The organism is Arthrobacter sp. BK1 (genome assembly GCF_056680055.1).
Map to the genome: position 1 here is coordinate 4551989 of NZ_CM155263.1, position 25243 is coordinate 4577231.

Below are 25243 nucleotides of genomic sequence, written 5' to 3' on the forward strand. Positions count from 1 at the left end.
GGAGGTCAGCCAACGCGAAAGCAGGACCTCCCTTGATCAACCTCCAGCAGGACTCCGAAGGCTTCATCCGCATGAAGCGGCATTTTCCAGCCAGTGCCACCGTAACCATCACGTTCAGCGACGGATCGCGGGAGGAGTTCTCCGGCCGCCGGCTCAACGATATCTACGACGCGGCACTTGCAGATTTCCGGGCGCAGAACCAGCTCGATGCCAAGGGCTTTTCCCGCGGTCCGCAGAAGAAAGTCCAGACCGGAATTGAGTTTGTGGCCGTCCGGCCCGGATTGGGCCAGGCCTAGCCACCCCCGGGCGCTGCCCGGCGTTCATCGCGACGGATAAACCACCATGGCCGAGCCCCCGCCGCGCCTGGCAGGTTCGGCCGCGGCGGTCATGCGCCCGTGCCGGCCGAATTCGATGGCTGTTGCAGCGCCGATTTCAGCCGCTGCGGAGAACTTGTGACCGAACCGGGTGAACGTGTCCGGGTAAGCCGCCGTGAAGGCCGGTTCAGCAACCACCGTGGCCGTGTTCCGCTGCGTGGCCCGCGGTGCCGCGATGGCCTCGGAGATGTCCATGCCCAGGTCCACGCGGTTGAGGATGGTCTGCAGGACCGTGGTGATGATCATCGAGCCGCCGGGTGAGCCAAGAGCGAGGAAAGGCTTCCCGTCCTCGAGGATGATGGTGGGCGACATCGAGGAGCGCGGGCGTTTGCCCGGCTCGATCCGGTTCGGGTCGGTGGCGTTGTACACCGTGGAGAAGTCCGTGAGCTCGTTGTTGAGGATGAAGCCGCGGCCCGGCACCACAATGCCGGACCCGCCGGTCTGCTCAATGGTGAGCGTGTACTCCACGATGTTTCCCCACTTGTCAGCCACGGTCAGGTTGGTGGTGGAGATGTTCTCCGTGTCCTGTTCGTCTGCTGCCATTGCGGGCGCAACCGGGCACACGCCGTCGTACGATTCAACGTCTCCGGCGGGGACCGGCTTGGCTGCCGCCGTGGCGGGGTCAATGGCGCACGCCCGCTCCTTGCCGAACAGCGGGTCGGTAAGCGCTTTGGTGGGGACGTCGACGAAGGCCGGGTCGCCCACATACTTTCCACGGTCCGCAAAGGCCAGCGCGGTCGCTTCAAAGTAGTGGTGCAGCGCATCCGGCGCGGCCATCTCAGCGAGGTTGAACGGTTCCAGGATGTTCAACGCCTCGCCCACCGTGGTGCCACCGCTGCTGGACGGCGCCATGCCGTAGACGTCGTAGCCGCGGTATTCAACGTGCGTGGGCTCCCGGTCCAGGGTCTCGTAGGCGGCCAGATCCGCTGTCGTCAGGTAGCCGGCCGGAACCGGCAGCGTGGTGGTGGCGCTCTTCGGCGGCGACTGCACCGTTGCGGCTATCTCCTCGGCGAGCGGACCGCCGTAGAAAGCTTCCACGCCGTCCTCACCGAGAAGCCGGTAGGTTGCGGCGAGGTCAGGGTTACGCATGGTACTGCCGACCACCGGCAGATCGCCGCCGGGAAGGAACAGGCTGCTCGTCGCAGGGAAAGCCTCAAACCGGACCCTGTTCTCGTCAGTCTGCTGGCGGAATGTTTCATCCACCACGAAGCCGTCCTCCGCTACCTCGATGGCCGGTTCCAGTGCCTTGTCCAAATCCAGGGTGCCCCACCGCTCCAAGGCCCGCTCCCAGGTGGCCGGCGTGCCCGGAACACCCACGGAGACACCGCTGGTGATCAGTTCGGGGGCGAACCGGTAGGGACTTCCAGCCGGGTTGGCCGGGGTAATGGTGGCGGGGTCGATGAACGCGTCGGTGGGCATCGTTGCCGGTGCGGTCTCGCGGCCGTCGATGGTTTCCACCTCTCCGGTCTCCGCGTCGTAGAAGACGAAGTAGCCGCCTCCGCCGATTCCGGCACTGTACGGCTCGGTCACGCCCAGGGTTGCAGCCGCTGCCACGGCGGCGTCTGCTGCATTGCCGCCGTCACGGAGCACTTCGATCGCCGCAGCCGTGGCATCCAGGTCCACGGTGCTGACCGCCCCACCGTAGCCGGTCGCCGTCGCCTCCTTGACCGCGTCCCGCTCGTGGGCAGACGCCGGGCTGATCACCGCACCGCCCGTGACGCTGACGGCCAGGACAGCCGTTACAACAGCAAATTGACGTCGCACGCTAGGCATGATGGCTCCCAAGTCAGGGTCTCGCGCAGGGTGGGTTTTCGTCACGATACTCCGCCCCTTGGGGACTCTCAAGGCTGGAATGCTCCACGCCCCTACCTCTTTTTGGCGACGTGCAAAAACCTTGCGTCAGGCAGGCATCTCAGACCGGCTTGTCGGTGGTTGCCGATGCCTCATCAGCCGGCGAGCGCCGCCGCCGGCTGGCGAGCAGGAAGGGCAGGGCGAGGAGCTCGACCACCCCGCCGATAGCCAGCGACAGGGGGTACCCGTAGGCGTCGGCAGTGCGGCCCAGCAGTGGCTGCACCACAATCCCGCCACTGGATCCCATCAGAGAGTCGAAGCTGAGCACTGTGGCCCGCTGCTTCGAGGGGATCATGTCGTTCAGGTAGGCCTGCCGCACCGGCGTTCCCGCGGCCGCGATGAGCGCCCAGACGGCGAGCAGCACCAGCGCCAGCCAGAAAACCCTGGTGAAGCCGACTGCAATCAGGAGCAGTGAGCTGACGGCACTGCTCACGATCAGCACGGTGGTGCGTTTGCGGACCAGGCGGCGGACCACCGGGGCCATCCAGCCACCTACGATCTGCGATCCGGCCACGAGGGCCGCGGCCAGACCGGCCACGGTATAGGCCTGCGGGTCCCCATAGAGCTCGAGCAGATAGGGCTGGAGCGCGTAGAAGGCATAGAAACCGACGCCGACGCTGAACGGAGCGGCAAGCATCACGAACCGTACAGGCGGATTCTTCAGGCCGTTGTCGATGGACGCTGCGAGCACCGCGCGGGTCGCCGCCAGGGGGCGCGAGGAACGGTCCGGGGTGAACCCGACGTCGTGCATCAGCCAGAAGGCCACCCCGAACATCGCCAGGAGGACTCCTACCCGCACCAGGAACGGCACACCCAAAGTGGTCGCCTGGGCCAGCGCACCGCCGGCAGCCGAGCCGACGAGGGTGGCGACACCTGAGACCATTTGGCCCCTGCCGAAGACAGCTTCCAGGTCATCGGAGTAGCCAGAGAAGTGCAAGGCGTCGACCAGCCAGGCCTCCACTGCCCCGGAGAAGAAGGTGAACCCCAGGCCCAACAGGACCGATACCACCGCCCAGGACCAGAAAGGCGCCTTCCACTGCCAGAGCAGGTAGTACAAGTACGTGGAACCGGCCAGGGTAACGGTGCCGAGCAGGAAGGAAGTCCTGCGCCCCCAACCGTCCGCCACGACGCCGGTGGGTACCTCGAACAGCACCATGCCGGCCGTGAAGAAGGCGTTGGCCGCAAACGCCTCGAAGTTGCTGAGACCCGCGTCCAACAGAAACAGCGTGTTGATGCCCCAGATGAAGGAGGCCGCCAGCGTATTGCCCAGCGTCAGCGTGAGGTAGACGCGCTGGATCTTCCGGGCGGCGGCATTCATGGGTTGCCGGGCACGGGCTCATGGCGGAGGTAGCTGCGCGTGAAGCGGCCGGTCCCGGCCGTGAGTGCCCGGAGTTCAACGGAATACTTGAGAAGTTCCTGGTCGGGGACTTCCGCGCTGATCTCAGTCAGCTCCCCGCCGGAGGAATCGGTTCCCGTGAGGCGGCCGCGCCTGGAGGACAGGTCACTCATCACAGCCCCCACGTGCTCGTCGGAGACGGTGATGCTGACCGAGGAGACGGGCTCAAGGAGCTGGATGCGCCCGGCAGCGGCCGCCTCGCGCAGGGCCAGCGCCCCCGCTGCCTGGAACGCGGCATCGGAAGAGTCAACGCTGTGCGCTTTTCCGCCTACCAGGGTCACGCGCAGGTCAACCACGGGGAAGCCGGCCGCCAGTCCTTTCTGCATCTGGGCCCGGACCCCTTTTTCCACCGAGGTGATGAAGGTTCCCGGGATCACGCCACCCACTGTCTTGTCCACGAATTCGAAGCCGGCGCCCCTCGCCAGCGGTTCGACGTCGATATCGCAGACGGCGTACTGCCCGTGCCCACCGGACTGTTTGACATGCCTGCCGTGCCCGGCGGCCGGGGCGGCGAAGGTCTCACGCAAGGGCGTCACGACCTCGAGAGTGTGCAGCTTAACGCCCTGGTCCCGCAGCCTGTCCAGCACTACGTCAGCGTGTGCCTCCCCCATGCACCAGAGGATCAGCTGGTGCGTCTCGGAATTCCGTTCCACCCTGAGAGTGGGATCGCCGGCAGCCACCTTTGCCAGGCTCCGGGCGAGCGCATCTTCATCGCTCCTGGAGTCCGCCTCGATGGCCACCGGCATCAGCGGCTCGGGCATTTCCCAGGTGGCCAGCAGCAGCGGCTGGTCCTTGCCTGAAATGGTGTCGCCTGTCTCGGCACTCCCCAGCTTCGCCACGGCGCAGATGTCTCCGGCGACGCAGTGCGGCACGGGGCGCAGGTTTGCTCCCAACGGGGAATAGAGGTGCGTCAGGCGTTCGTCGGCGTCATGGTCCTGGTGGCCGCGCTCAGCGAGTCCGTGGCCGGCCACATGCACTGCGGTGTCTTCCCGCAGGGTGCCGGAGAAGACCCGGACCAGGCAGACCCGTCCCAGGAAGGGGTCCACCGTGGTGCGGACCACCTCGGCGGCCAGCGGGCCGGCAGGATCGCACGCCAGCGCTGCTGCCCGGCCCCCTGCCAGGTCGGTTGTTTCGGGGACGCCGCGCTCCAGGGGCGACGGAAAGGCCTTGGTCAGGAGCTCCAGGAGTTCCGCCGTGCCGAGCCCGGTCACCGCCGATGTGGGAATGACCGGGAAGAAGGAACCGCGTTCGACGGCGGTTTCCAGGTCAGCGACCAGGACATCAGCATCGATGTCCTCACCCCCCAGATAGCGGTCCATCAGGGTCTCGTCCTCGCTCTCCCCGATGATCCCTTCGATGAGCTGGCCACGCGCTGGTTCGGATCCGGACAGCTCTTCGGGGCTGCCCTTCGACGTTGACGGCGCTGACTGTTCGGGCGAGTAGTCAGAGACCGTTCCTGACAGTAATCCGAGGAGCCCGGTCACTTCCCCGCCGGCCACGACCGGGACATAGAGCGGCAGTACCGACTCACCGAAGGCCCGCTGGCAGGCGGCCAGGACGCCGTCGTAATCTGCGCGGGGATGGTCAAGCCGGGTGATCACCACTGCCCGCGGAGTCCCGGCGTGTTCGCATTCCCCCCACAGCGCGGTGGTGGTGGCATCGATGCCGTCCACGGCTGAGACAACAAACAGGGCCGCGTCCGCAGCCCGCAGCCCCGCCCGAAGTTCGCCGATAAAGTCCGGATACCCCGGCGTATCCAGGAGGTTCACTTTAGTGCCGTCAATAAGCAGCGGAACCACCGACAACGTGACGGAGCGCTGCTGATGGACTGCGGCAGGATCGGAGTCGGTGACGGTGGTTCCCTCAGCGATCGAGCCCTTCCGGGTAATCATGCCGTGCGCAGCCAGCAGTGCCTCAACCAGCATCGTCTTCCCGGCAGCAGAGTGCCCTATCAACGCCACATTCCTCACCTGGGCAGGGTCCTGTGCCGCGATGCCCGCCTGGGCGTCAGTCCGCCGGCCTTCCGGGCCGCCCCGCCCCGCCGTCCGCGCTGCGTCCTTTGTGCCTTTGACTGACATGGGAACCTCCTGGCGTCTTTGCCATGCACCGTGACGAACCGTGTCCTTCGATTCGACACCCTGGCGGGCATAACGGCAAGAGCAGCAGCGCTGGCAGACACCCGGCACCGGAGGATAATGGCAGCCAGGTCACCGGTCGGGACGGGATTGAGGAGATCGGATATGCAAGCACTTCCGCGCATCACGGTGGAGGTGCCCGTGCTCAGTGTTGGAACAGGGCCGGCCGACTTCGAAGCACTCGGCAACCATGTGCTGGCTCTCCGCCGGCCGCGGGGACTGCACCTGACCCTGCTTCATCTGGGCATCCTTGAGGATTTCGGCCGGGATGTGACGGAGTGGACCAAGGGAATCACGGGTGCTGATGAGGCCATCGGGCAAACGGCGGCCTGGTTGCGGGCGCTGCCGGTGCTGGCCGGATTTTCCGGCACGGCAGAGCGTCTGATGGTGCTCGGCGGAGGCGGCATTGCGGGGCTCGAGGTGGAGGTGCCGCAGCACGTGTACGACTTCCAGGTTGCGCTGGTTAACGGGCTGCACGGGCTGCTGGAATCGCTGCTCGTGGACAACGTGGACGACTTCATCCTCAGCTCGCCCGCGCTGGGCTACCGGTACCCACACTGGGTTCCCCACGTAGCGGTGGGCCGGCCCCTCTCCCGGAGGTCCGGACCAACGGAGATTGCCCCGCTGGCCCTCGTCTTCGGTCCATCACAGATCAGGAACGGGAGATTCCTCCCGCCGGCTGGCTGACGCCGCCCTGGCAGCAAGCCCGGATGGCCGGCCAGCCGGCGTACTCTCAGGCCCGGCGGTCGAGGGCAGCAAGCAGCCTGGTGACGGAGCCGCCGAGGTTCCACTCAAGCCCGAGACGCTCCAGTTCGGCACGCGGGCCGCCGGCGACAGGGCGCAGCCGGGCTCCGGCCTCCGCCGGGCTGGGCAGCTCCAGGTCGCGGACGATCTTCACCACGGTGGGTGCGACCATCAGGTAGTCCGCGGCGGCGGCGAGCTTTGCACGCACCGAATTGGACAGGCCACTGCCTCCGTCCGCGGCCGCTGCGAGCAGGCTCTCGAGGGTTCCGTACTCCAGCAGGAGTGACGCGGCGGTCTTCTCCCCGATCCCGGCGACGCCCGGCAGCCCGTCCGACGCGTCGCCCCGCAGTGTGGCGTAATCGGCATACTGTTCGGGCAGCACCCGGTACTTCCCGACCACCACAGCATCGGTCACTTCCTCGAGGTTCCGCATCCCCCTCGCGGTGTAGATCACCCGCACCTGGCGGGCGTCGTCCACCACCTGGAAAAGATCGCGGTCACCGGTAACAACATCGACCGGAACATCCGCATGGCTGGCGTAGGTGCCGACGACGTCGTCCGCTTCATGCTCGGCAGCTCCCACCACCGCGATGCCGGCCAGGCCAAGCACGTGCCGGATCAGCGGGATCTGGGCCTCCAGGGCGTCCGGGACAACCTCGACGTCGGTGCCACCGGCTACTTCTTCGGCGACCCGGTGCGACTTGTAGGTGGGGATCAGGTCAACGCGCCACTGCGGCCGCCACGCGTCGTCCCAGCAGGCGATCAGGTGGGTCGAGCCGTAGTCGGTGGTCAGCCGGGCAATCATGTCCAGGAGGCCCCGGACCGCGTTCACCGGTGTGCCATCGGAACGGACGATGGTGTCCGGAAGTCCGTAGAAGGCGCGGAAGTACAGGGAGGCGGTGTCGAGCAGCATCAGGCGGGTTGGCATACCTGATCCTGACACGGAATCGCCGTGCCGCGTTAGGGACCGCACACCGGAAATCAGGGCCGGAAGACACCTCCACGTGGGCCGACAGTACGCCATACTGACCGCATGAACGCTGCCGCGCGAAAACCTGACCGGGTCCTCCTCACCATCGTCGCAGCCATTGCCTGCCTGGTGATCGTGGCGTTGGCAGTGGTTTTCACCCGCGGACAGCCCCAGACGCTGGACGGGTCGACGCCCGCCGGGGTGGTCCAGCGGTACAGCACCGCGGTCATCGACGGCGATACCTCCACCGCCGATTCCTACCTCACGGACTCGGCACGCTCCATGTGCCGCGGCTTCGCCGAAAGCGGCCCGCTGCCCACGCGCATCGTCCTGATCTCCGCCACCGAAAGGGACAACACTGCGCTGGTTCGGGTCTCTGTGGTTGTCAGCACTGGCTCCGGTGGCCCGTTTGGACCGTCCGAATATGAGATGGAGGACCGGTTCTCCCTGGTGAAGGCCGATGGCAAGTGGATGGTGGATCAGGCACCGTACCAGCTCCTGTCCTGCACCGGGCCGGCGGTAAAGCCATGACATCCCAGCTGGACGCGGGGATTGCACCGGCAGGCTCCGCCCAACTGACCCTCCGCCGCCTGATTCTGTACGTACTTTTGTTTGCCTTGGTGGTCATCGCGGCGATCGGACTCAGCGGCCTCCTGGAGCGGCTGTTCAGCACAGAAACGGTGCTGGCGTCCGCTGACGTGGCCGGCTTGTCCCGGTCCCTTGCGTTTACGCTGATCGGCGGGCCCCTCGCCGCGCTCCTGTGGTGGTTTGTCTGGAAGAGGCTCGAGGACCCCGCAGAACGCGCAACGGCTGCGTGGGGCCTGTACCTGACAGCCGTCTACGCGGTTTCCCTGATCGTCTCCACAACGTCACTGCTGGGAATGGCGGCGAACTTCATTGGCAGGCAGGAACCGCAGTGGCACGGCCTCCTGTCCTCGGGGCTGGTCTGGGCGGCGATCTGGATCTGGCACCGCTGGATGTGGCGCCACCCGGTCAAACATCCCCTTAACCTTGACGACATCCCTGCTGTCATCGGGTGGGTCTTCGGGCTCCTGGTAGGCGCCATCGCCGCCATCACCGTGCTGGGCGGCCTGCTCGACGTCGCCATCAGGGGCTTTGTCAGCCTCACCCCGGCGGCGGAATCGTGGTGGCAGCCCTTGCTCCGGGCGCTCGTGTGGGCGGTCGGCGGCGGCGTGATCTGGTGGTGGCACTGGTACAGGGGCGGCGGCAGGAAGCTGAAGACCACCCTGGTGGATGTGGCACTGATTGGCGCGGGGATCTTCGCGGCCGGCATCACGGCACTGGTGGGGGCCGGCGTCGCCCTTTTTGTCCTCCTGAGGTTGGTGTTCGACAGGACCGGGCCCCTGAACGAACTGCTGGCTCCCCTGGGCCCGGCCATCGCCGCGCTCGCCATCGGTGCCCTTGTGTGGCGGTATCACCGCGTGAGCGGTGGCTCCCGCGGTGTTGCCACCCGGCGCGCGGGCCTGCTGGTGACCGCAGGGATTGCCTTGGCGGCGGCCGCCTCCGGAGTCGGCGTGGTGATCAATGCCGCGCTTGCCATGGCTGTGTCACCCCTGGCGGGAGGCGGCACCCGCACCCTGCTGCTCGGTGGCCTCAGCTCTCTCTTAGTGGGCGGGCCCGTCTGGTGGCGGGCATGGAAGCCGGCCAGGCAGCCCCATACGGCCGAGGCCATTCCGCCGGGCCGCCGCATCTATCTCATAGTGTTCTTCGGCGTCAGCGCGGTAGTGGCGCTCATTGCCTTGCTGGTGATTGGCTACCGGCTCTTCGAATTCCTCCTCGGTGACGTCTCCCAGGGCAGTCTCCTGGACCGCGTCCGCGCGCCGCTGGGTCTTTTGACGGCGGCGGGCTTTGTGGCCGCCTATCACTTTGCCCTCTGGCGCCGGGAGCGGGTCCTCCTCGCCGCCGCGGCGGCCGCAGCGCCGGCGGCGACCAAGGCCGGCACCATCAGGCACGTCGTCCTGGTGACCTCCGAACTTCATGAGCCGTTGGTTAAGGCGATCACCGACGCCACCGGTGCCAGGGTCACTGTATGGAAAAGGGCCGACGCCGGGCGCGGACCAGCGCCCTCGGCGGGCGGCCTGCCCGGGGAGCCGGAGCCTGCAGCGCAGCTGGTCTCTGCCTTGGCCGGCATCACAGCGACGAACGTTCTTGTGGTGACCGGCCAGGGCGCAGGGATCGAGGTGATCCCTATCGAAACCGGCACCAAACGATAAACAGGGGACGCCGGACCGCGGCGTCGTCCCCTTTCTGACCTGCAGGAGATTGCCATGGGTGGAGTAGTACATTTCGAGGTTCCCGCGGACGACGAAGAACGGGCGAGGAACTTCTACTCAACAGTGTTCGGCTGGGACTTCCAGGTCCTTCCGCCGGAGATGGAGTACAGCCTTGCCATGACCACGCCGATGAACGACAAGGGTGTTCCGCTGGAACCGGGATCCATCAACGGCGGAATTTTCCGGCGCGGAGGTGACCTTAAGACACCGGTGATCACCATCGACGTTGCGGACATCGACGCCGCGCTGGAGCAGATCGGCCGGCTGGGCGGCGAAACGGTGCGGGGCAGGATGGAAGTTCCGGGCTCGGGCTGGAATGCCTACTTCCGCGATCCCGAGGGCAACGTCATGGGACTGTGGCAGAACGCCGGTACGCCGGCCCAGGAGTGACGTTTACTGTTTCCCGTATTTTCGGTGCACGGCCTGTTTGCTGACGCCCAGGCACAGGGCAATGGCCTCCCAGGACAAACCGGCCTGACGGGCCTTCCGGACCAGGGATGCTTCAGTCCGTCCGACTTCCTTCTGCAGTTCAGCCACGGCGTACAGCGCTTCGGCCGGACCTTTGCCATCCATCGACGCTACAAGAGTCTTCATGCGTTCCACCTCCATTCGTCAACATTAGTTGACGGATGGAGGCTTAGTCAACATAAGTTGACGTATGGATCAGGGGTTTTCGGGCATTTCGTCGTTCGCCACGGCCTCGATCCAATCGATCGCCCGGTCGGAGAAAGAGAAGCCGGACCCCTCGCCCTGTCCAACCCACCACTCCCCGCCGTCAATAATCCCGCCGGCATCTTTGATCTCGGCAACGATCCCGGGCGGCACCGCGTCCCCATTGTTCCGGATCAGCCATTCCCGTGTTGAAGGCTGCAGTTTGGGCCACCACTGCTCGATACTCATGGCCACAGTCTGCCACCTGGCCAGGTTCCCCGGTATGGTCCATTCGCGATTCCCCTGTCCGGTCACGCACAATGGGCCCATGAAAAAAAGCGACGCCCGCCTGCCGCGGCTTGAAGATGTGGCTGAGCACGCGGGGGTCTCCCACCAGACGGTGTCCCGCGTCATCAACAACCACCCGAACGTCAGCAAAGCAACCCGGGAAAAGGTGGAGGCCGCCATCTCCGAGCTCGGCTACCGCCGGAACACCGCGGCGCGCAGCCTGGTGACCAGGCGCTCGCAGACCATCGGCGTACTGGGCAGCGAACTCGCGCAATACGGCCCGGCCAACACACTGCTGGGCGTGGAACAGGCGGCACGGGACGCCGGCTACTTCGTCAGCATCGCCGCCCTCCGCTCCGTCAGCCGCGTCGCCATATTTGACGCACTGCGGCACTTCACGGACCAATCCGTGGACGGCATCGCCGTGCTGGTGCCGCACTCCGAAACCCTGGCAATCCTGGAGGAGTACAACGCCGGTGTGCCCGTCATTGCTGTCGGATCGCTGGGCAGCGCAGCCGTGAGCGGCGCGATGGTGGACCAGAAGCGCGGTGCCGAGCTCGCCGTCGGGCATCTCATCGAACGTGGCCACCGGCGGATCGGCCACGTGGCCGGGCCCTCCGACTGGACTGACGGAGCCCTCCGCGCCGAGGGCTGGCGCAGCGCGCTCGCGGACGCCGGACTCGCCCACGACCTGCTGCACGAAGGCGACTGGAGCGCGGGCAGCGGCTACGAGATCGGCTGCCGGCTCGCGGCCGAACGCTCAGCAACGGCGCTTTTTGTGGGCAATGACCAGATGGCCCTGGGCATCCTGCGTGCCTTCAACGAGGCAGGAGTCCGGGTTCCCGACGACGTCTCCGTGGTGGGCTTCGACGACCAGCCGGAATCCGCGTACTTCAGCCCGCCGCTCACCACTATCCGCCAGGACTTCGAGGAACTCGGGCGCCGCTGCATGGACATCATGCTCAAGGAGATCGAGGCCGGAGCCTCCGTCAGCTCCACGGTGGTCACTCCCGGGCTTCTGCTGCGGGCCAGCACGGCTCCGCCGGCGGCCAGTCCCAGCCAGCCCTCAGGGACCTGAAAAGTTTTTTTTGGAATAATTCCATGCAAGTGCATCCGGATTCGATGCTGCGCCGGTAGTAGGGGTGTAAGCAAAAAATGCCCGCGAGGCGGGCCGATGAAGGAGCAGGACATGCGTAGAAGCATTTTCACAGCAGGCGCGGGCGCAGCAGCAATTGCGGCAGCAATCGCTCTGGCCGGCCCGGCACAGGCTGCTGAAGGCGACGCCCAGCTTTCAGTACTGCACGGCGTTCCCGGACTGACCGTGGATGTCTGGGTCAACGGCGACCGGACCCTGGACGATTTCACCCCCGGAACCTTGGCGGGGCCGCTGGCTTTGCCTGCCGGCGCCTACGAACTGGCCATCACAGCCTCGGATGCCGCGGACGCCTCGGCCCCTGTCATCGGGCCGGTTACGGTGACGCTGGCTGCCAACGGCAACTACACGGCGGTGGCAAACCTCGATGCAGCAGGCAAGCCGACGGCGAACTTCTTCACCAACGATGTCTCGCAGATCGCGGCGGGCAAGGGCAAACTGACCGTCCGGCACACAGCAGCAGCCCCCGCAGTCGATGTCCTGGCCGGCGGCGCCCCCGTCATCACCAACCTGGCCAACCCCAACGAGCAGACCCTCAGCCTGGATCCCGGAACCGTCCCGGCAGCAGTGGCCGCCACCGGAACCACCGCCCCGGTCATCGGCCCGGCTGACGTGACCGTCAGCGAAGGCACACACACCATCGTGTACGCCTGGGGCAGCCTGGCGGACAAGAACCTCCAGCTGGCCGTCCAGACCATCGAAGGCCTTCATTCCTCACCCGGGTCAGTACCGGGAGCGCGTGACGGCTCGTCCGATACCGCAGCAGCAGGCATGGGATCGGCAGGCTCAACGGTAGCAACCATCGGGTTTGGCGCCTTGGCCCTGGCCCTGCTCGTGGGCGGCGTCAACGTAGCCCGCAGTGTCGCCGCACGCCGCGCAGAGTAGCAAAGCGAAGCGCAGCTAAACGCGGGCACAGCAGTATGCGGCCCGGCCGGAGCGGCGAAAGCCGTTCCGGCCGGGCCACCCGCACTGACAGACAGCAAGGAAGCCCAACCGGGCCGGCAGCAGGGAAGAGGGGCCATGGAAACCAGCACAATGACGGCGGTGGACGCCCGCCGTCGTCCGCCGCATTCTTTCCTTGTGGCGCTGGCCGCCGCCACGTTCCTGCTTCCCGCCTGCACCGCCGCACCCACCAGCGCGCCCCCTGCCCCAGCGACGGCAAGCCCGGGCCCCAGCACGGCTCAGGCCGGCGATCCCACCGCCGCTGTCGCGCCGCCGGCCGCAACCCCTGCCCCGAGCCCGGCCGCCAGCCCGGCCAGTGTGCCGGCAGCGCCCGCCACGCTGCCGGCAACCACCGCCCCCGTCCCCGTTCCGACTACCCTGACCGTGGCCGGAACGTCGATCAACATGACCGTGGTCCCCGTGGGAGTTGCACCGGGCGGAGCCATGGAGATCCCGGAGGCCTTCGACCAGGCAGGGTGGTACCGGTTCGGCCCCGCACCCGGGGCCGGCGCCGGCACCGCGGTGATCGCCGGGCACATCGACACCACCTCCGAGCAGGCGCCGTTCTCGCAGCTGAAGTCGCTGGCGGCCGGAACCGCCATCCACGTGGGACGGCAGGACGCGCCTCCCCTGGTTTACCGGGTGGTCACGGTGGAACTGATGGCCAAGGACAGGTTCGATGGGGCCTCTTTGTTCCGCCGGGCGGGTCCGCACGAACTGAAGGTGGTCACCTGCGGCGGCAGATGGCTGGACGAAGTCAAGGACTACAGCGACAATGTCATTGTCACCGCGGTCCTTGAGTGAGCGGTGATCAAGCCGTGAGTCTCGTCACCGATGCCGGGAAGGAGCCCAGTTTGGCACCTCCTGACCAGGCCGCTCCGGGATGGGATGACGGATTAACCGCCGCGTTTGTGGCCGGCGATGAACGCGCCCTCGCTGCGGCCTACCGGGAGTTCGCGCCGCTGGTGCACACGCTTGCATTGCGCTCACTGCCGGACCGTTCGGCGGCCGACGACGTCACGCAGGAAGTCTTCATCCGGGTGTGGCGCTCCCGGAACGCCTTCAACCCGCAGGTAGCCCGGCTCCCGGCCTGGATCGTGGGCATCACCCGCAACGTCATCAGTGACACCCAATCGGCCTTCTCCCGGGAAACGAAGAAAGTCATCGCCGCAGCCGGGGTCCGCGGGCCCGGCGAGGCGGCGCCTGAACCTGAAGCGGCCGAGGTCCTGGCGGACAGGCTGCTCCTGGACGGTGAGCTGGACCGGCTCGGTGAACCCCAGGGCTCCATTATGAAGCTCGCGTTCTACGACGACCTGACCCATGAGCAGATCTCACGGAAACTTGACCTTCCGCTTGGTACGGTCAAGAGCCACATCCGCCGCAGCTTGTCCCACTTACGAAACAGATTGGAGGTAGACCATGCCGCATCTTGATCCGGAACAGTTGAGCCTCCTCGCACTCTATGACGACTGGCAGGACGAATACAGCAGGGAACACCTGCGCAGCTGCGGTGAATGCGCGGCGGACTACGCAGCGCTGCGCCGTGCTGTGGACGCGGTCAAGACCACGCCGGACGCCAGCAGCCTGGAGGCGCCGGGCCCGCACGTCTGGGCCGGCATCCACCGGGAACTAGGCCTCTCGCCGTCCTTGCAGGAAGATCCCCTGGCCGCCCCTCAGGAAGAGGCCGCCCCGGCTGAAGAGGCTTTGCCACCGGCAATTCCGCAGTCGCTTGACGAGGCCCGGGTTGCCCGCCGCAGGAAGGCAGCATGGTGGCAGGGCCCCGGCGCCTGGCTGGCCGCGGCGGCGGCAGTGCTGCTGGTTGCGGGCGGCACGGTCTGGTCGCTCAACCGTGCCCCTGACCCCGTGGCCCAGGCGGAGCTCACCCCGCTGGCCCAGTTTTCCGCCACCGGTTCTGCGAAGGTTCTCAGCGCGGCCGACGGCTCCAGGAGGCTGGAGGTGAAGCTCAGCAAGGACGAAGCCCAGGGATACCAGGAGGTCTGGCTGATCGCCCCGGACCTGTCGCGGCTGGTCAGCCTGGGTGTCATGAACTCCGACACAGGAACCTTTGAGGTTCCTGCCGGCCTGGAGCTCGCTGATTTCCCTATCGTGGATGTCTCGGACGAGCCGGTTGATGGAAATCCTGCCCACTCAAGCGTCAGCATTGTCAGGGGCACGCTCAACACCTGAGTACCGCCCCCGCTGCGGCGGAACGCACTCCTGCCGGCGTCGGGAAGCATGAACCCCCCACTGCTCCCACGTCATTGACAATCAAATTGTTAGCGCTCACAATTGACGACAGGCCGCAAAACTGCGGCAGCCGATTGGAGGAAGCTTTTATGGACGTCACAGTGGACGGCAGTGAGCAATACGTCATCGGGGTGGACTACGGAACCCTTTCCGGCCGTGCGCTTGTGGTGCGGGTTCGGGACGGGAAGGAACTCGGGAGCGGGGTCTTCGACTACCCCCATGCGGTAGTGACCGGCGCACTGCCGGCCGATGTAACGGCCGACGGCGCCATCCCCCTTCCCGGGGAATGGGCCCTTCAGGTCCCCAACGACTACCGGGACGTCCTGCGCCATGCGGTTCCCGCCGCCGTAGCGGATGCCGGCATCGACCCGGCCGCCGTCGTCGGCATTGCCACTGACTTCACCGCCTGCACCATGGTGCCCACCACAGCTGACGGGACGCCGTTGAACGAGGTGGCCGGGTTCGCAAACCGTCCGCATGCCTATGTGAAGCTGTGGCGCCACCACGCCGCCCAGCCGCAGGCGGACCGGATCAATGAACTGGCAGCCGAGCGCGGCGAGTCATGGCTGCCGCGCTACGGCGGACTCATCTCCTCGGAATGGGAATTCGCCAAAGGGCTGCAGCTGCTGGAGGAGGACCCGGAGGCATACGCCGCCATGGACCACTGGGTGGAAGCAGCCGACTGGATCGTCTGGCAGCTCTGCGGGCAGTACGTCCGCAACGCCTGCACCGCCGGCTACAAGGGCATCTACCAGGACGGCCGCTACCCCTCCGAGGACTTCCTGGCCGCGCTGAACCCGGAGTTCAAGGACTTCGTCAGCACCAAGGTCGAGCACACCATCGGCCGCCTCGGCGAGGCCGCCGGCTACCTTACGGCCGAGGCCGCTGGATGGACCGGCCTGCCCGAGGGCATCGCCGTCGCCGTGGGCAACGTGGACGCGCACGTTACTGCACCGGCCGCCCGCGCCGTGGAACCCGGCCAGCTGGTGGCCATCATGGGAACCTCCACCTGTCACGTCATGAACGGCACCGAACTCCGCGAAGTCCCGGGGATGTGCGGCGTGGTGGACGGCGGAATCGTGGACGGCCTCTGGGGCTATGAGGCAGGCCAGTCCGGTGTAGGCGATATCTTCGGCTGGTTCACCAAAAACGGCGTTCCCCCGGAATACCATCAGGCTGCCGCCGAAACGGGCCTTGGCATCCACGAGTACCTCAGCGGACTCGCCTCCCGGCAGGCGATCGGCGGGCACGGCCTGATTGCCCTCGACTGGCACTCAGGAAACCGCTCGGTGCTGGTGGACCACGAACTCTCCGGGGTGGTGGTGGGCCAGACCCTCGCCACGAAGCCCGAGGACACCTACCGCGCCCTGCTTGAGGCCACCGCGTTCGGCACCCGCACCATCGTGGACGCCTTCCGCGATTCCGGTGTGCCCGTGAAGGAATTCATCGTGGCCGGCGGGCTGCTGAAGAACAAACTCCTGATGCAGATCTACGCGGACATCACCGGCCTGCAGCTCTCCACCATCGGCTCCACCCAGGGTCCGGCGCTGGGCTCCGCCATCCACGCCGCCGTGGCGGCCGGAAAATACGCCGACATCCGCGGGGCCGCGGCAGCCATGGGTTCCGAACCCGGCGACGTCTACACGCCCATCCCGGAAAACGTCGCCGCGTACGGGGAACTGTTCCAGGAGTACCGCGCGCTGCACGACTACTTCGGCCGCGGCGCCAACGATGTCATGCACCGGCTCAAGGCCATCCAGCGCAGGACTGCGGCAGCCTCCCCCGCCGGCGCCACGGCACAACCCGCCATCCCTGCAACCGTTGGAGCCCCGGCATGAACGCCGGAACGCTTACTTTGGAAACCATCGCCCTGATCCGGCAGGAAGTCTGCGCGCTGCACGCCGAGCTCACCCGCTACGGACTGGTGGTGTGGACTGCCGGCAACGTCTCCGCCCGCGTCCCCGGCCGCGAACTCATGGTCATCAAGCCCTCCGGTGTTTCCTATGACGACCTGACCCCGGAGCAGATGGTGGTCACCGACCTCTACGGCGTGCCCGTGGACGGCGACGAGGACGGTGAGTGGGGCAATCCGCCGCTGTCGCCGTCGTCGGACACTGCCGCGCACGCGTACGTTTACCGGAACATGCCCGACGTCGGCGGCGTGGTGCACACCCACTCCACCTACGCCACCGCATGGGCTGCCCGGGGCGAGTCCATCCCGTGCGTGCTGACCATGATGGGCGACGAATTCGGCGGGTCCATCCCGGTGGGACCCTTCGCGCTAATCGGCGACGACTCGATCGGCCAGGGCATTGTGGAGACGCTGAAGAACTCCAACTCCCCCGCGGTGCTGATGCAGAACCACGGTCCGTTCACCATCGGCAAGGACGCCCGGTCTGCCGTCAAGGCTGCCGTGATGTGCGAGGAAGTGGCCCGGACCGTCCACATTTCCCGCCAGCTGGGTGAGCCGGTGGCCATCGACCAGGGCCACGTCGAGTCCCTCTACGCCCGCTACCAGAACGTCTACGGCCAGTAACAACCGGCCCGGCCAACCGCCCGGCCCACCGCACCGCCAACCGCCCGGCACACAGCGCCGCCGGCCCACCCACACTTACTTTCGCAGGAGAACCCATGAGCACCGCAGCAAACACTTCCCTTGACGGCTACGAGGTCTGGTTCCTCACCGGCAGCCAGCACCTCTACGGCGAGGACGTCCTCAAGCAGGTGGCCGCCCAGTCCCAGGAGATCGCCACCCAGCTCAACGCCTCCTCGGCCGTACCGGTCAGGATCGTCTGGAAGCCCGTTTTGACCGACTCGGACGCCATCCGCCGCACGGCGCTGGAAGCCAACTCCGACGATTCGGTCATCGGCGTCACCGCCTGGATGCACACGTTCTCCCCGGCCAAGATGTGGATCCAGGGCCTGGACCTGCTGCGCAAACCGCTGCTGCACCTGCACACCCAGGCCAACGTGGAACTCCCCTGGGCTGACATCGACTTCGACTTCATGAACCTCAACCAGGCCGCGCACGGCGACCGCGAATTCGGCTACATCCAGTCCCGCCTGGGCATCGCCCGCAAGACCGTCGTGGGGCACGTCTCCAACCCGGAAGTGGCCCGCCAGGTGGGCGTCTGGCAGCGCGCCGCCGCCGGCTGGGCCGCCGTCCGTACCCTCAAGCTGACCCGTTTCGGCGACAACATGCGCAACGTCGCCGTCACCGAAGGCGACAAGACCGAGGCCGAGCTGCGCTTCGGTGTCTCGGTCAACACCTGGTCAGTGAATGAGCTCGCCGACGCCGTGCACGGTGCCGCAGAGGCCGACGTCGACACGCTGGTTGCCGAGTACGAAGAGCTTTACGATGTGGTTCCGGAGCTCCGGGCCGGCGCCTCACGACACGACTCGCTCCGCTACGGCGCCCGCATCGAACTGGGGCTGCGCAGCTTCCTGGAAGCCAACGGTTCCGCGGCCTTCACCACCTCCTTCGAGGACCTGGGCGCGCTCCGCCAGCTCCCCGGCCTCGCGGTCCAGCGGCTGATGGCCGACGGGTACGGCTTCGGCGCAGAGGGCGACTGGAAGACCGCCATCCTGGTCCGGGCCGCAAAGGTGATGGGCGCAGGTCTGCCCGGCGGCGCGTCCCTGATGGAGGACTACACCTACCACCTGGCGCCCGGCGCCGAGAAGATTCTGGGGGCGCACATGCTGGAGGTCTGTCCGTCCCTGACCGCCGGGAAACCGAGCCTGGAAATCCATCCGCTGGGCATCGGCGGCCGCGAGGATCCCGTCCGCCTGGTGTTCGACGCCGACGCCTCCCCGGGCGTGGTGGTGGCCCTCTCGGACATGCGGGACCGCTTCCGGCTGGTGGCCAACGCCGTTGAAGTGGTGCCGCTGGACCAGCCGCTGCCCAACCTCCCCGTCGCCCGCGCCCTGTGGCAGCCGAAGCCGGACTTCGCGACCTCGGCTGCAGCGTGGCTCATCGCCGGCGCCGCCCACCACACTGTGCTGAGCACCGCCGTCGGGATGGATGTGTTTGAGGACTTCGCCGAGATCGCCAAGACCGAGCTCCTCACCATCGACGGGGACACCGCCATCCGCCAGTTCAAGAAGGACCTGAACTGGAACGCCGCCTACTACAAACTCGCCGGCGGACTGTGAACGGGTTCGAACTCCGGGGAGGCCCGTATTCAGCTGTTGTGACTGAACGCGGAGCCGCCCTCCGGCAGCTCCGCCACGGGGAGCGGGACCTGATCGTCCCGTTCCCCGCGGGCGGCCCCATACCCGACTACCGCGGCATCCTCGCGGCCCCCTGGCCCAACCGCATAGAGGACGGCAAGTACTCCTTCGACGGCGTGGAGCACCAACTCCCCGTCAACGAACCTGAGCGCTCCTGCGCCCTCCACGGCCTGGTTTATGGGCGTAACTGGACAGTGGAAGAGCAGGACCGGTCATCCTTGGTCCTGGCCTGCTCCCTGGGGCCGGTACCCGGGTATCCCTTCACGCTGAGGCTCACCGCCGGGTACCACCTCGACGATAACGGCCTGCACACCAGCGTCACGGCGACCAACACGGGGACGGGGGCTGCGCCGTACGGTGTCTGCCCCCATCCCTACCTGCTCGCAGGACCGGCCCCGCTTGACGCGTGGACCCTCGATTTCCCGGCGAGCCACTACCTGGACGTCACCCCGGACAGGCTGCTGCCGGTCGGGTTGCGCACAGTGGACAACCACGTGTTCGACTTCCGGGGGCCCAGCACCATCGGTGCCACGGAGATTGACCACGCGTTTGCCGGCATCGGCTTCGACGCCGCGGGACGCGCCCAACTCCATGTCCGGGATCCCGGCGGTACAGGCGTGGGCATGGAATGGGACCGGGCATGTCCCTGGCTGCAGATCCACACTGCAGACAAGCCCACACCGGAAACCACGAGGCTCGGACTTGCCGTGGAACCGATGACCTGCCCGCCCAATGCCTTCAACAGCGGTCAGGACCTCGCCAGGCTCGAAGCCGGGGCTACACACGAGGCATCCTGGCGCATTTTTGCCCTGTGAGCCCCATCCTGCTCCGGCGAGGTCCGGCTGCTACTCTCCGTCGCCGGCCACCCCGGCCTGTGCACTGATGCTGCCCAGAACCCTGTCCGTGACTTCGTCGATTCCGCCGATGCCGTCAACCTGCGTGAGGATCCCCCGCCTGGCGTACCTGGCCACCACGGCCTCCGTTTGCTGGTGGTACAGCTCGAGCCGGTGGCGGATGACACTTTCGTTGTCGTCGCTCCGTCCGGTTTCCTTTGCCCTGCCCAGCAGGCGGGATACGAGCTCCTCATCGTCGGCTGTCAGTTGGAGGACCACGCCGAGCTCCTGGTCGGCGGTGCCGAGGATCCCGTCGAGGTAATCCACCTGTGCGATGGTGCGCGGGTAGCCGTCCAGCAGGAAGCCGCTTTTGGCGTCGTCCTGGCTGAGGCGGTTCCGCACCATTTCGTTCGTGACGCTGTCCGGCACGAAGTCGCCGTTGTCCATATACTTCCGGGCCTCAAGTCCAAGTGGCGTGCCGCCCTTAACGTTGGCGCGGAAGATGTCGCCTGTCGAAATGGCCACTACTCCGAGGCGTTCGGAAATCCGCTCCGCCTGGGTTCCCTTGCCCGAACCGGGTGGGCCAATAATCAGCATTCTCGTCATGTAAAGCCCCTTTGCTGGTTCTGAAGACGTCGTCGTCCTGGTGCGATGCTACGGACCCAAAGGTTGCGACCGGGCAGCATCGGCACCAAACAGCAGGGTACGACGGCGGGAGGGCCCCGCCGTCGTACCCTTCCGTTTCGTGCTGTTACCGGTAGCGGTGGTGCAGTGAGCGGCGGATAGTTACTGGATGACGTAGCGCTGCATCATGTCGTTGTCCTCGTGCTCGAGGATGTGGCAGTGCCACACGTATTCGCCCTTAAACGAAGATCCGATGGCCAAGGGTGCACCTCCGGCGGCGCCCGCCCCGAAGGGGACGCGGATCCTTGTCACCTCACCGGGCATGGCAACCACGGTGTCCTTCCAGCCCCGCTCATTGGCCGGGGGCGGGGTGGGGCGTCCGATCAGGAACGGTCGCACCGGCACGGCAGTCCCCCGGCCTGGAGTCACCAGCCCGGTGCCGGGATCGATGTACCCGGTGGCCTCGAGGTAGTCCTCCACCCGGAAAGGCTGGCGGTTGAGGACCTGGAACTGGGTGAAATGCAGGTGGATGGGGTGGGCGTCCACTGTGGTGTTGATCAGCTCCCACTGTTCAAGGGTGTCCCCCTGCACTGCCGTGATGTCCGGGCTGTGGTACTTGCGGTTGTTCAGGAGTGCCATGACCGGGACCCCGGCCGGGTTCAGGACTTCCACCATGGTCATGGTCCGCGTGGCCGCGGTGGGCAGCCCGGCAAGGACCGTCACCGGCTGCGCCCGGAGCCGGTCCGGCAACGGTGCGGTGTAGCCCGCCTGGCTTTGCACGGTGAACTGCATGATCTCCGGCAGGGGCATGCCGCCTTGCTGTACGGAGACAGGACCGTCCGGGAAAGGCGTGCGCGCGTTGTTGGTCAGGACCACGCGGGAACCGGCAGGGAGCGCTGCGAAGTCCACCACGATGTCCGCCCGCTCGCCCGGCCCGAGGACGAGCTTGTTGAGCCGCGCGGGGGCGTTGAGCAGCCCGCCGTCGGTCCCTATCTGCGCGAATTCCAGGGCATTTCCGGCAGCGACGAACTTGAAATTGTAGAACCTGGCATTGGAGCCGTTGTAGACGCGGAAGCGGTACTTCCCCCGGGCCACGTCCAGGTTCGGCCAGCATTTTCCGTTGACAGTGGCTACATCCCCGAAGAATTCCGGCGCCCAGGGACGGGGAGTGCCGTCGCCAAGGGTCAGTTCCGCATTCGGCGGATAGGCAAAGGTACCGTCCGGAGTGAACATCCGGTCCTGGATGATCAGCGGCACCTCGTAGGGCGGCGCCGGGAGATGTGTGCCGTCACCGGTATCGATTCCTGTGTCCGGGCCGTCCCGCAGGACGTAGCCGCCGGCGAGTCCGGCGTAAACGTTCAGGCGGGTGATGCCGAGGGCGTGATCGTGGTACCAGAGCCCGGCCGCTTCCTGGTTGTTGTCATAGCTGTAGGTGTAGGACCCCCCTGGATAGAAGACATGTTCCGGGTGGCCATCGGAGCCCGGGCTGGTATTGCCGCCGTGCAGGTGGGTGGATGTCCGGGGGCGGTTGGCATCGTCGGCGCCGGGCGGGACCAGCTCGGGATCGATGGCGAAGGCCAGCGGATGCGGGTGCCGGCCTGGTTCGTTGTGCACGGTTCCAAGTTCGTTATGCACGGTAAGGGTTAGCGGCGTGCCCCGTTGGGCGAGGACGACCGGCCCAAGATAGGTCTGGGATCCGCTGGCGTCCTGGTAGGTGAGGGTGTCTGTCAGGCCCATCTCCGAATGGAAGCGGTGGCGGGCGTTGCGCATCCACAGGGCAGCAGCACCCCCGGTCCGCAGATCCAGGACTCCGAGCTCTGACAACGTTGGCAGCTGCTCGGAGAACCTGGTCAGCGGACCAACCTGTGCCGGGAATGTCGCTGCAGCCCCGGCTGAGGGCTGGTATAAAAGCATGCCCGCACCGGCTACAGCTCCGGCCTGGAACAGCTGACGTCTGGTACAGGGCATCTCAGTCTCTTTTCTCCTGACGGTGGATGACCCCCTGCCCAGATTAGGAGCTGCCCGCCATGACGGGCAGAGCCTTTCGGCCCGGCGCCTGGATTCAGGGACCCCGCACGTATCAGGGCACAATGGAAGGCATGACCCTTACGACGTTTGCCCTCGTCCGCCACGGCCAGACCGACTGGAATGCGGAGCGCCGCCTGCAGGGGTCCACCGACATTCCGCTGAACGACGTCGGCCGCGGGCAGGCGCGCGACGCTGTCGCCACCTTGTCCGGTTATGAGTGGGACGCCATTGTGTCCTCTCCGCTGAGCCGCGCCGCGGAAACCGCCCACCTCATCGCCGGGGGGCTCGGCCTGAGCGTGGCCCGCCACGTCCCGGAGCTGACCGAGCGCAGTTTCGGCCCTGCGGAGGGCATGCAGGCCGGCCCTGAGCTGGAGGCGTTGCGTGTTCCCGGCGGATTCCGTGATGCCGAGAGCGAGGATGAGGCTGCGAGCCGCGGCCTGGCCGCCCTGGAAAACCTCGCCGACGAGTTCCGCGGCGGACGGGTCCTGGTGGTCGCCCACGGCACGCTCCTGCGCGTGAGCCTCAGCCGTGCCATCGGCCAGACCCTGAAAAGCATCGACAACGCCGTCCTTAACCTGGCCCACCACCACGCCGAGGACGGCTGGGAACTCGAATATTTCAACGGCGAACGCGTAGCCGTTCCCGCGCAGGGCTGAGGGCGGCCCTGCGCCCGGCAGGCGCGTCCTGGAAGGCGCGTTCTGGAAGGCGCGTTCTGCCAGCTCCACTCAGATTGTCAGTGGTCCGCGAGATGATTTGGAAATGGAAAACAAGGCCGCAGCTGAAGCGTCGGAGGGCAACGATTTTGCTGCCGCGTCTGCTGTAGCCACTCCCGGGCACACCTTAAATGTCAGTGCCCCGCGGGATGATGTGCGTATGAAAAGCACGACGGCGGACGAGGTTCTGGAGCGCATAATTGCCTCCGCTGCCGCTGCTTCCTGCACGGCTGCACCCGTCTCAGTCCGTCTCGAAAACGGCGGCGATGACGGTCCTCGGGACGGTGGCGGCGCTGGCGATGACGGTCCTCGGGACGAGCCTCAGGACGAGGTGCTGTTCCCGTCTGATCCTTTGCGCCGGCGGAAAGATTATTGCCTGGATCGGTTGGCCGGGATTGCACGGCTTGAGGCGCGGACGGCTGCGGAGAAGGTCCGGGTCCTTGCGGAGTTGGTCGGGGTCTCCATGGCGCTGGACCCCCCCGGCACAGTCGCCGCAGGAAGCCACCGCGCAGGAAATGGCGTTGGTCGCGGAAGTAGCGTGTGCACTGACGGTCAGTGAACGGACCGCCGGTGCCCTGCTGACCGAATCCCACGCCCTGACCACCGCGTTGCCGTTGACCCTGTCCGCGCTCACGGCCGGTTCGCTCTCGTGGCAGCATGCCCGGGTGATGGTGGACGAGACCACCAACCTTGACCCAGCCGGCGCGGCTGCTCTGGAGACGCACTTCCTGGACCCTGACGTGGAGAACGCTCATCGGGGCGGCCCGGTCGGGGAACTCATCGCCTCCCGGTTCCGGTACAAGGCCAGGATCTGGCGGGAACGGCACCACCCGGTCAGCATCGAAAAACGCCACACCCGGTCTGTGGCGGACCGGCGGCTGGAATACCGCCCGGACCGGGACGGCATGGCCTGGCTTTCCGCGTACCTGCCCGCGGACCAGGCCGCCGGGATCTGGAACCGCACCACCGCCGCTGCCCGTGCGTTGCAGGGCCCGGACGAGGACCGCACCCTCACCCAGATGCGCGCCGACACCGCCGCGACATGGCTCTTAGGCGGCGACGCTGACAGCCTCAGCGGCGGTGTCCCAGTACCGCGGGCGCAGGTCCTGGTCACCGTGCCCATCATGTCGCTCCTCGGCGCCACGGATGAACCGGCGATGCTGGACGGGTACGGTCCGATCCCGATCACCATGGCACGCAGGCTCATCGCCGACGGCGCTGAGTCCTTCCACCGCGTGCTCATCGATCCGAGGGATGGCGCGCCGCTGGAGATCGGCCGGACCAGCTACCGGGTCACCAAAGCCCAACGCCAATGGCTCAGGCTCCGGGATGGCAAGTGCCCGTTCCCTGGCTGCAGCAACGCCTCCCTGGATAATGAAGCGGACCATCTCCTCGCCTGGGCGCGCGGCGGAACCACGGGGATCAGTAACCTTGCCCAGCCGTGCCCGAAGCACCACAAGCTGAGGCACACCACAGGCTGGACACCAGAACAAGCCACCAAGACCGAACCACCGGGCTGGATCTCACCCACCGGCAAACGCTACGCCAGCGAACAACCCGACTGGGAACCACCACAACTGCCAGAAAAGTGGACAAGTGAGTTGTCGGAAGGCCCGCCATGGCCCTTTCCGGTTACGCCCACGGCTCCGCTCGAAGAGCCTTGGTTGGAATGGGACGTCTGGCAGTCGTCCTAGTTTACGGCGCTCTGCTGCGAATGCATACGTCCCATGGCGCGCTCGGTCCGCATATCGGGATTCCTGCATTGGTCAA

Annotated in this window: 24 protein-coding genes; 16 read left to right on the plus strand and 8 right to left on the minus strand. The window is 66.7% G+C overall.

The window, feature by feature from the left end:
* Positions 1 to 32 precede the first annotated feature (32 nt).
* Positions 33 to 296 carry a hypothetical protein gene (locus AC1MCA_RS20885; RefSeq protein WP_479800234.1) on the plus strand — a complete coding sequence of 88 codons (264 nt, stop codon included), beginning with the start codon at positions 33 to 35 and terminating at the stop codon, positions 294 to 296.
* A 24-nt stretch (positions 297 to 320) separates the two neighbouring features.
* On the opposite strand, the gene ggt is transcribed toward AC1MCA_RS20885, so the two are convergent.
* The 3 genes from ggt to AC1MCA_RS20900 form a co-directional block, all read right to left on the minus strand.
* Complete coding sequence (ggt, locus tag AC1MCA_RS20890; RefSeq protein ID WP_479800235.1) at positions 321 to 2147, minus strand: gamma-glutamyltransferase; 1827 nt, start codon at positions 2145 to 2147, stop codon at positions 321 to 323.
* A 139-nt stretch (positions 2148 to 2286) separates the two neighbouring features.
* Complete coding sequence (locus AC1MCA_RS20895) at positions 2287 to 3543, minus strand: MFS transporter (RefSeq protein WP_479800236.1); 1257 nt, start codon at positions 3541 to 3543, stop codon at positions 2287 to 2289.
* Positions 3540 to 5699, minus strand: a complete 2160-nt coding sequence (locus AC1MCA_RS20900; protein WP_479800237.1) for an elongation factor G-like protein EF-G2 — start codon at positions 5697 to 5699, stop codon at positions 3540 to 3542. The genes AC1MCA_RS20895 and AC1MCA_RS20900 overlap by 4 nt, the downstream gene beginning before the upstream one ends.
* A gap of 162 nt (positions 5700 to 5861) precedes the next feature.
* On the opposite strand from AC1MCA_RS20900, the gene AC1MCA_RS20905 reads away from it, so the two are divergent.
* Positions 5862 to 6443: a hypothetical protein gene (locus AC1MCA_RS20905; RefSeq protein ID WP_479800238.1), complete on the plus strand. Its 582-nt coding sequence runs from the start codon at positions 5862 to 5864 to the stop codon at positions 6441 to 6443.
* Positions 6444 to 6489: 46 nt separating this feature from the next.
* Here the strand turns inward: AC1MCA_RS20905 and AC1MCA_RS20910 are convergent, their stop codons facing one another.
* Positions 6490 to 7428, minus strand: a complete 939-nt coding sequence (locus AC1MCA_RS20910; protein ID WP_479800239.1) for a 5'-3' exonuclease — start codon at positions 7426 to 7428, stop codon at positions 6490 to 6492.
* A 105-nt stretch (positions 7429 to 7533) separates the two neighbouring features.
* Here AC1MCA_RS20910 and AC1MCA_RS20915 point away from each other — a divergent pair, with 105 nt between their 5' ends.
* The 3 genes from AC1MCA_RS20915 to AC1MCA_RS20925 are packed head-to-tail and all read left to right on the plus strand — an operon-like array spanning position 7534 to position 10154.
* Positions 7534 to 8001, plus strand: a complete 468-nt coding sequence (locus AC1MCA_RS20915; protein ID WP_479800240.1) for an LpqB family beta-propeller domain-containing protein — start codon at positions 7534 to 7536, stop codon at positions 7999 to 8001.
* Complete coding sequence (locus AC1MCA_RS20920) at positions 7998 to 9704, plus strand: DUF5671 domain-containing protein (protein WP_479800241.1); 1707 nt, start codon at positions 7998 to 8000, stop codon at positions 9702 to 9704. The genes AC1MCA_RS20915 and AC1MCA_RS20920 overlap by 4 nt, the downstream gene beginning before the upstream one ends.
* Before the next feature lie 54 nt (positions 9705 to 9758).
* Positions 9759 to 10154, plus strand: coding sequence for a VOC family protein (locus tag AC1MCA_RS20925; protein ID WP_479800242.1), 396 nt, complete (start codon positions 9759 to 9761; stop codon positions 10152 to 10154).
* A gap of 3 nt (positions 10155 to 10157) precedes the next feature.
* Here AC1MCA_RS20925 and AC1MCA_RS20930 read toward each other — a convergent pair whose 3' ends face one another.
* Entirely contained in the window at positions 10158 to 10373 is a 216-nt protein-coding gene (locus tag AC1MCA_RS20930) for a death domain-containing protein (RefSeq protein ID WP_104174334.1), read from the minus strand.
* Between the two features lie 54 nt (positions 10374 to 10427).
* On the minus strand, positions 10428 to 10664 hold the full coding sequence (locus tag AC1MCA_RS20935) for a hypothetical protein (protein ID WP_479800243.1): 237 nt from the start codon (positions 10662 to 10664) through the stop codon (positions 10428 to 10430).
* 79 nt (positions 10665 to 10743) lie between these two features.
* On the opposite strand from AC1MCA_RS20935, the gene AC1MCA_RS20940 reads away from it, so the two are divergent.
* From AC1MCA_RS20940 to AC1MCA_RS20980, 9 genes are all read left to right on the plus strand, one after another.
* On the plus strand, positions 10744 to 11781 hold the full coding sequence (locus AC1MCA_RS20940; RefSeq protein WP_479800244.1) for a LacI family DNA-binding transcriptional regulator: 1038 nt from the start codon (positions 10744 to 10746) through the stop codon (positions 11779 to 11781).
* Positions 11782 to 11892: 111 nt separating this feature from the next.
* A complete protein-coding gene (locus AC1MCA_RS20945; protein ID WP_108597805.1) occupies positions 11893 to 12741 on the plus strand; it encodes a DUF4397 domain-containing protein in 849 nt (282 codons plus the stop codon).
* A 135-nt stretch (positions 12742 to 12876) separates the two neighbouring features.
* Complete coding sequence (locus AC1MCA_RS20950; RefSeq protein WP_479800245.1) at positions 12877 to 13602, plus strand: class F sortase; 726 nt, start codon at positions 12877 to 12879, stop codon at positions 13600 to 13602.
* A 50-nt stretch (positions 13603 to 13652) separates the two neighbouring features.
* The gene (locus AC1MCA_RS20955; RefSeq protein WP_108600757.1) at positions 13653 to 14231 is read left to right on the plus strand and encodes an RNA polymerase sigma factor; all 579 of its coding nucleotides are present in this window, start codon (positions 13653 to 13655) and stop codon (positions 14229 to 14231) included.
* A complete protein-coding gene (locus tag AC1MCA_RS20960; RefSeq protein ID WP_479800246.1) occupies positions 14218 to 14985 on the plus strand; it encodes an anti-sigma factor domain-containing protein in 768 nt (255 codons plus the stop codon). Before AC1MCA_RS20955 ends, AC1MCA_RS20960 begins: the two co-directional genes overlap by 14 nt.
* A gap of 149 nt (positions 14986 to 15134) precedes the next feature.
* Positions 15135 to 16883 (plus strand): ribulokinase, encoded by a 1749-nt coding sequence (gene araB, locus AC1MCA_RS20965; protein ID WP_479800247.1) that lies wholly within the window; start codon positions 15135 to 15137, stop codon positions 16881 to 16883.
* Entirely contained in the window at positions 16880 to 17581 is a 702-nt protein-coding gene (locus tag AC1MCA_RS20970; RefSeq protein ID WP_479800248.1) for an L-ribulose-5-phosphate 4-epimerase, read from the plus strand. Before araB ends, AC1MCA_RS20970 begins: the two co-directional genes overlap by 4 nt.
* Before the next feature lie 95 nt (positions 17582 to 17676).
* A complete protein-coding gene (gene araA / locus AC1MCA_RS20975; protein WP_479800249.1) occupies positions 17677 to 19197 on the plus strand; it encodes an L-arabinose isomerase in 1521 nt (506 codons plus the stop codon).
* Positions 19194 to 20090: an aldose 1-epimerase family protein gene (locus AC1MCA_RS20980; RefSeq protein WP_479800250.1), complete on the plus strand. Its 897-nt coding sequence runs from the start codon at positions 19194 to 19196 to the stop codon at positions 20088 to 20090. The genes araA and AC1MCA_RS20980 overlap by 4 nt, the downstream gene beginning before the upstream one ends.
* Positions 20091 to 20120: 30 nt before the next feature.
* Here AC1MCA_RS20980 and AC1MCA_RS20985 read toward each other — a convergent pair whose 3' ends face one another.
* Both AC1MCA_RS20985 and AC1MCA_RS20990 read right to left on the minus strand, forming a co-directional pair.
* Positions 20121 to 20705: an adenylate kinase gene (locus AC1MCA_RS20985; protein ID WP_479803492.1), complete on the minus strand. Its 585-nt coding sequence runs from the start codon at positions 20703 to 20705 to the stop codon at positions 20121 to 20123.
* A 189-nt stretch (positions 20706 to 20894) separates the two neighbouring features.
* Positions 20895 to 22646 (minus strand): multicopper oxidase family protein, encoded by a 1752-nt coding sequence (locus AC1MCA_RS20990; RefSeq protein ID WP_479800251.1) that lies wholly within the window; start codon positions 22644 to 22646, stop codon positions 20895 to 20897.
* Positions 22647 to 22831: 185 nt separating this feature from the next.
* Between AC1MCA_RS20990 and AC1MCA_RS20995 the strand changes: the two genes are divergently transcribed.
* Both AC1MCA_RS20995 and AC1MCA_RS21000 read left to right on the plus strand, forming a co-directional pair.
* On the plus strand, positions 22832 to 23416 hold the full coding sequence (locus AC1MCA_RS20995; protein ID WP_479800252.1) for a histidine phosphatase family protein: 585 nt from the start codon (positions 22832 to 22834) through the stop codon (positions 23414 to 23416).
* 578 nt (positions 23417 to 23994) lie between these two features.
* Positions 23995 to 25167, plus strand: a complete 1173-nt coding sequence (locus tag AC1MCA_RS21000; protein ID WP_479800253.1) for an HNH endonuclease signature motif containing protein — start codon at positions 23995 to 23997, stop codon at positions 25165 to 25167.
* Positions 25168 to 25243 lie beyond the last annotated feature (76 nt).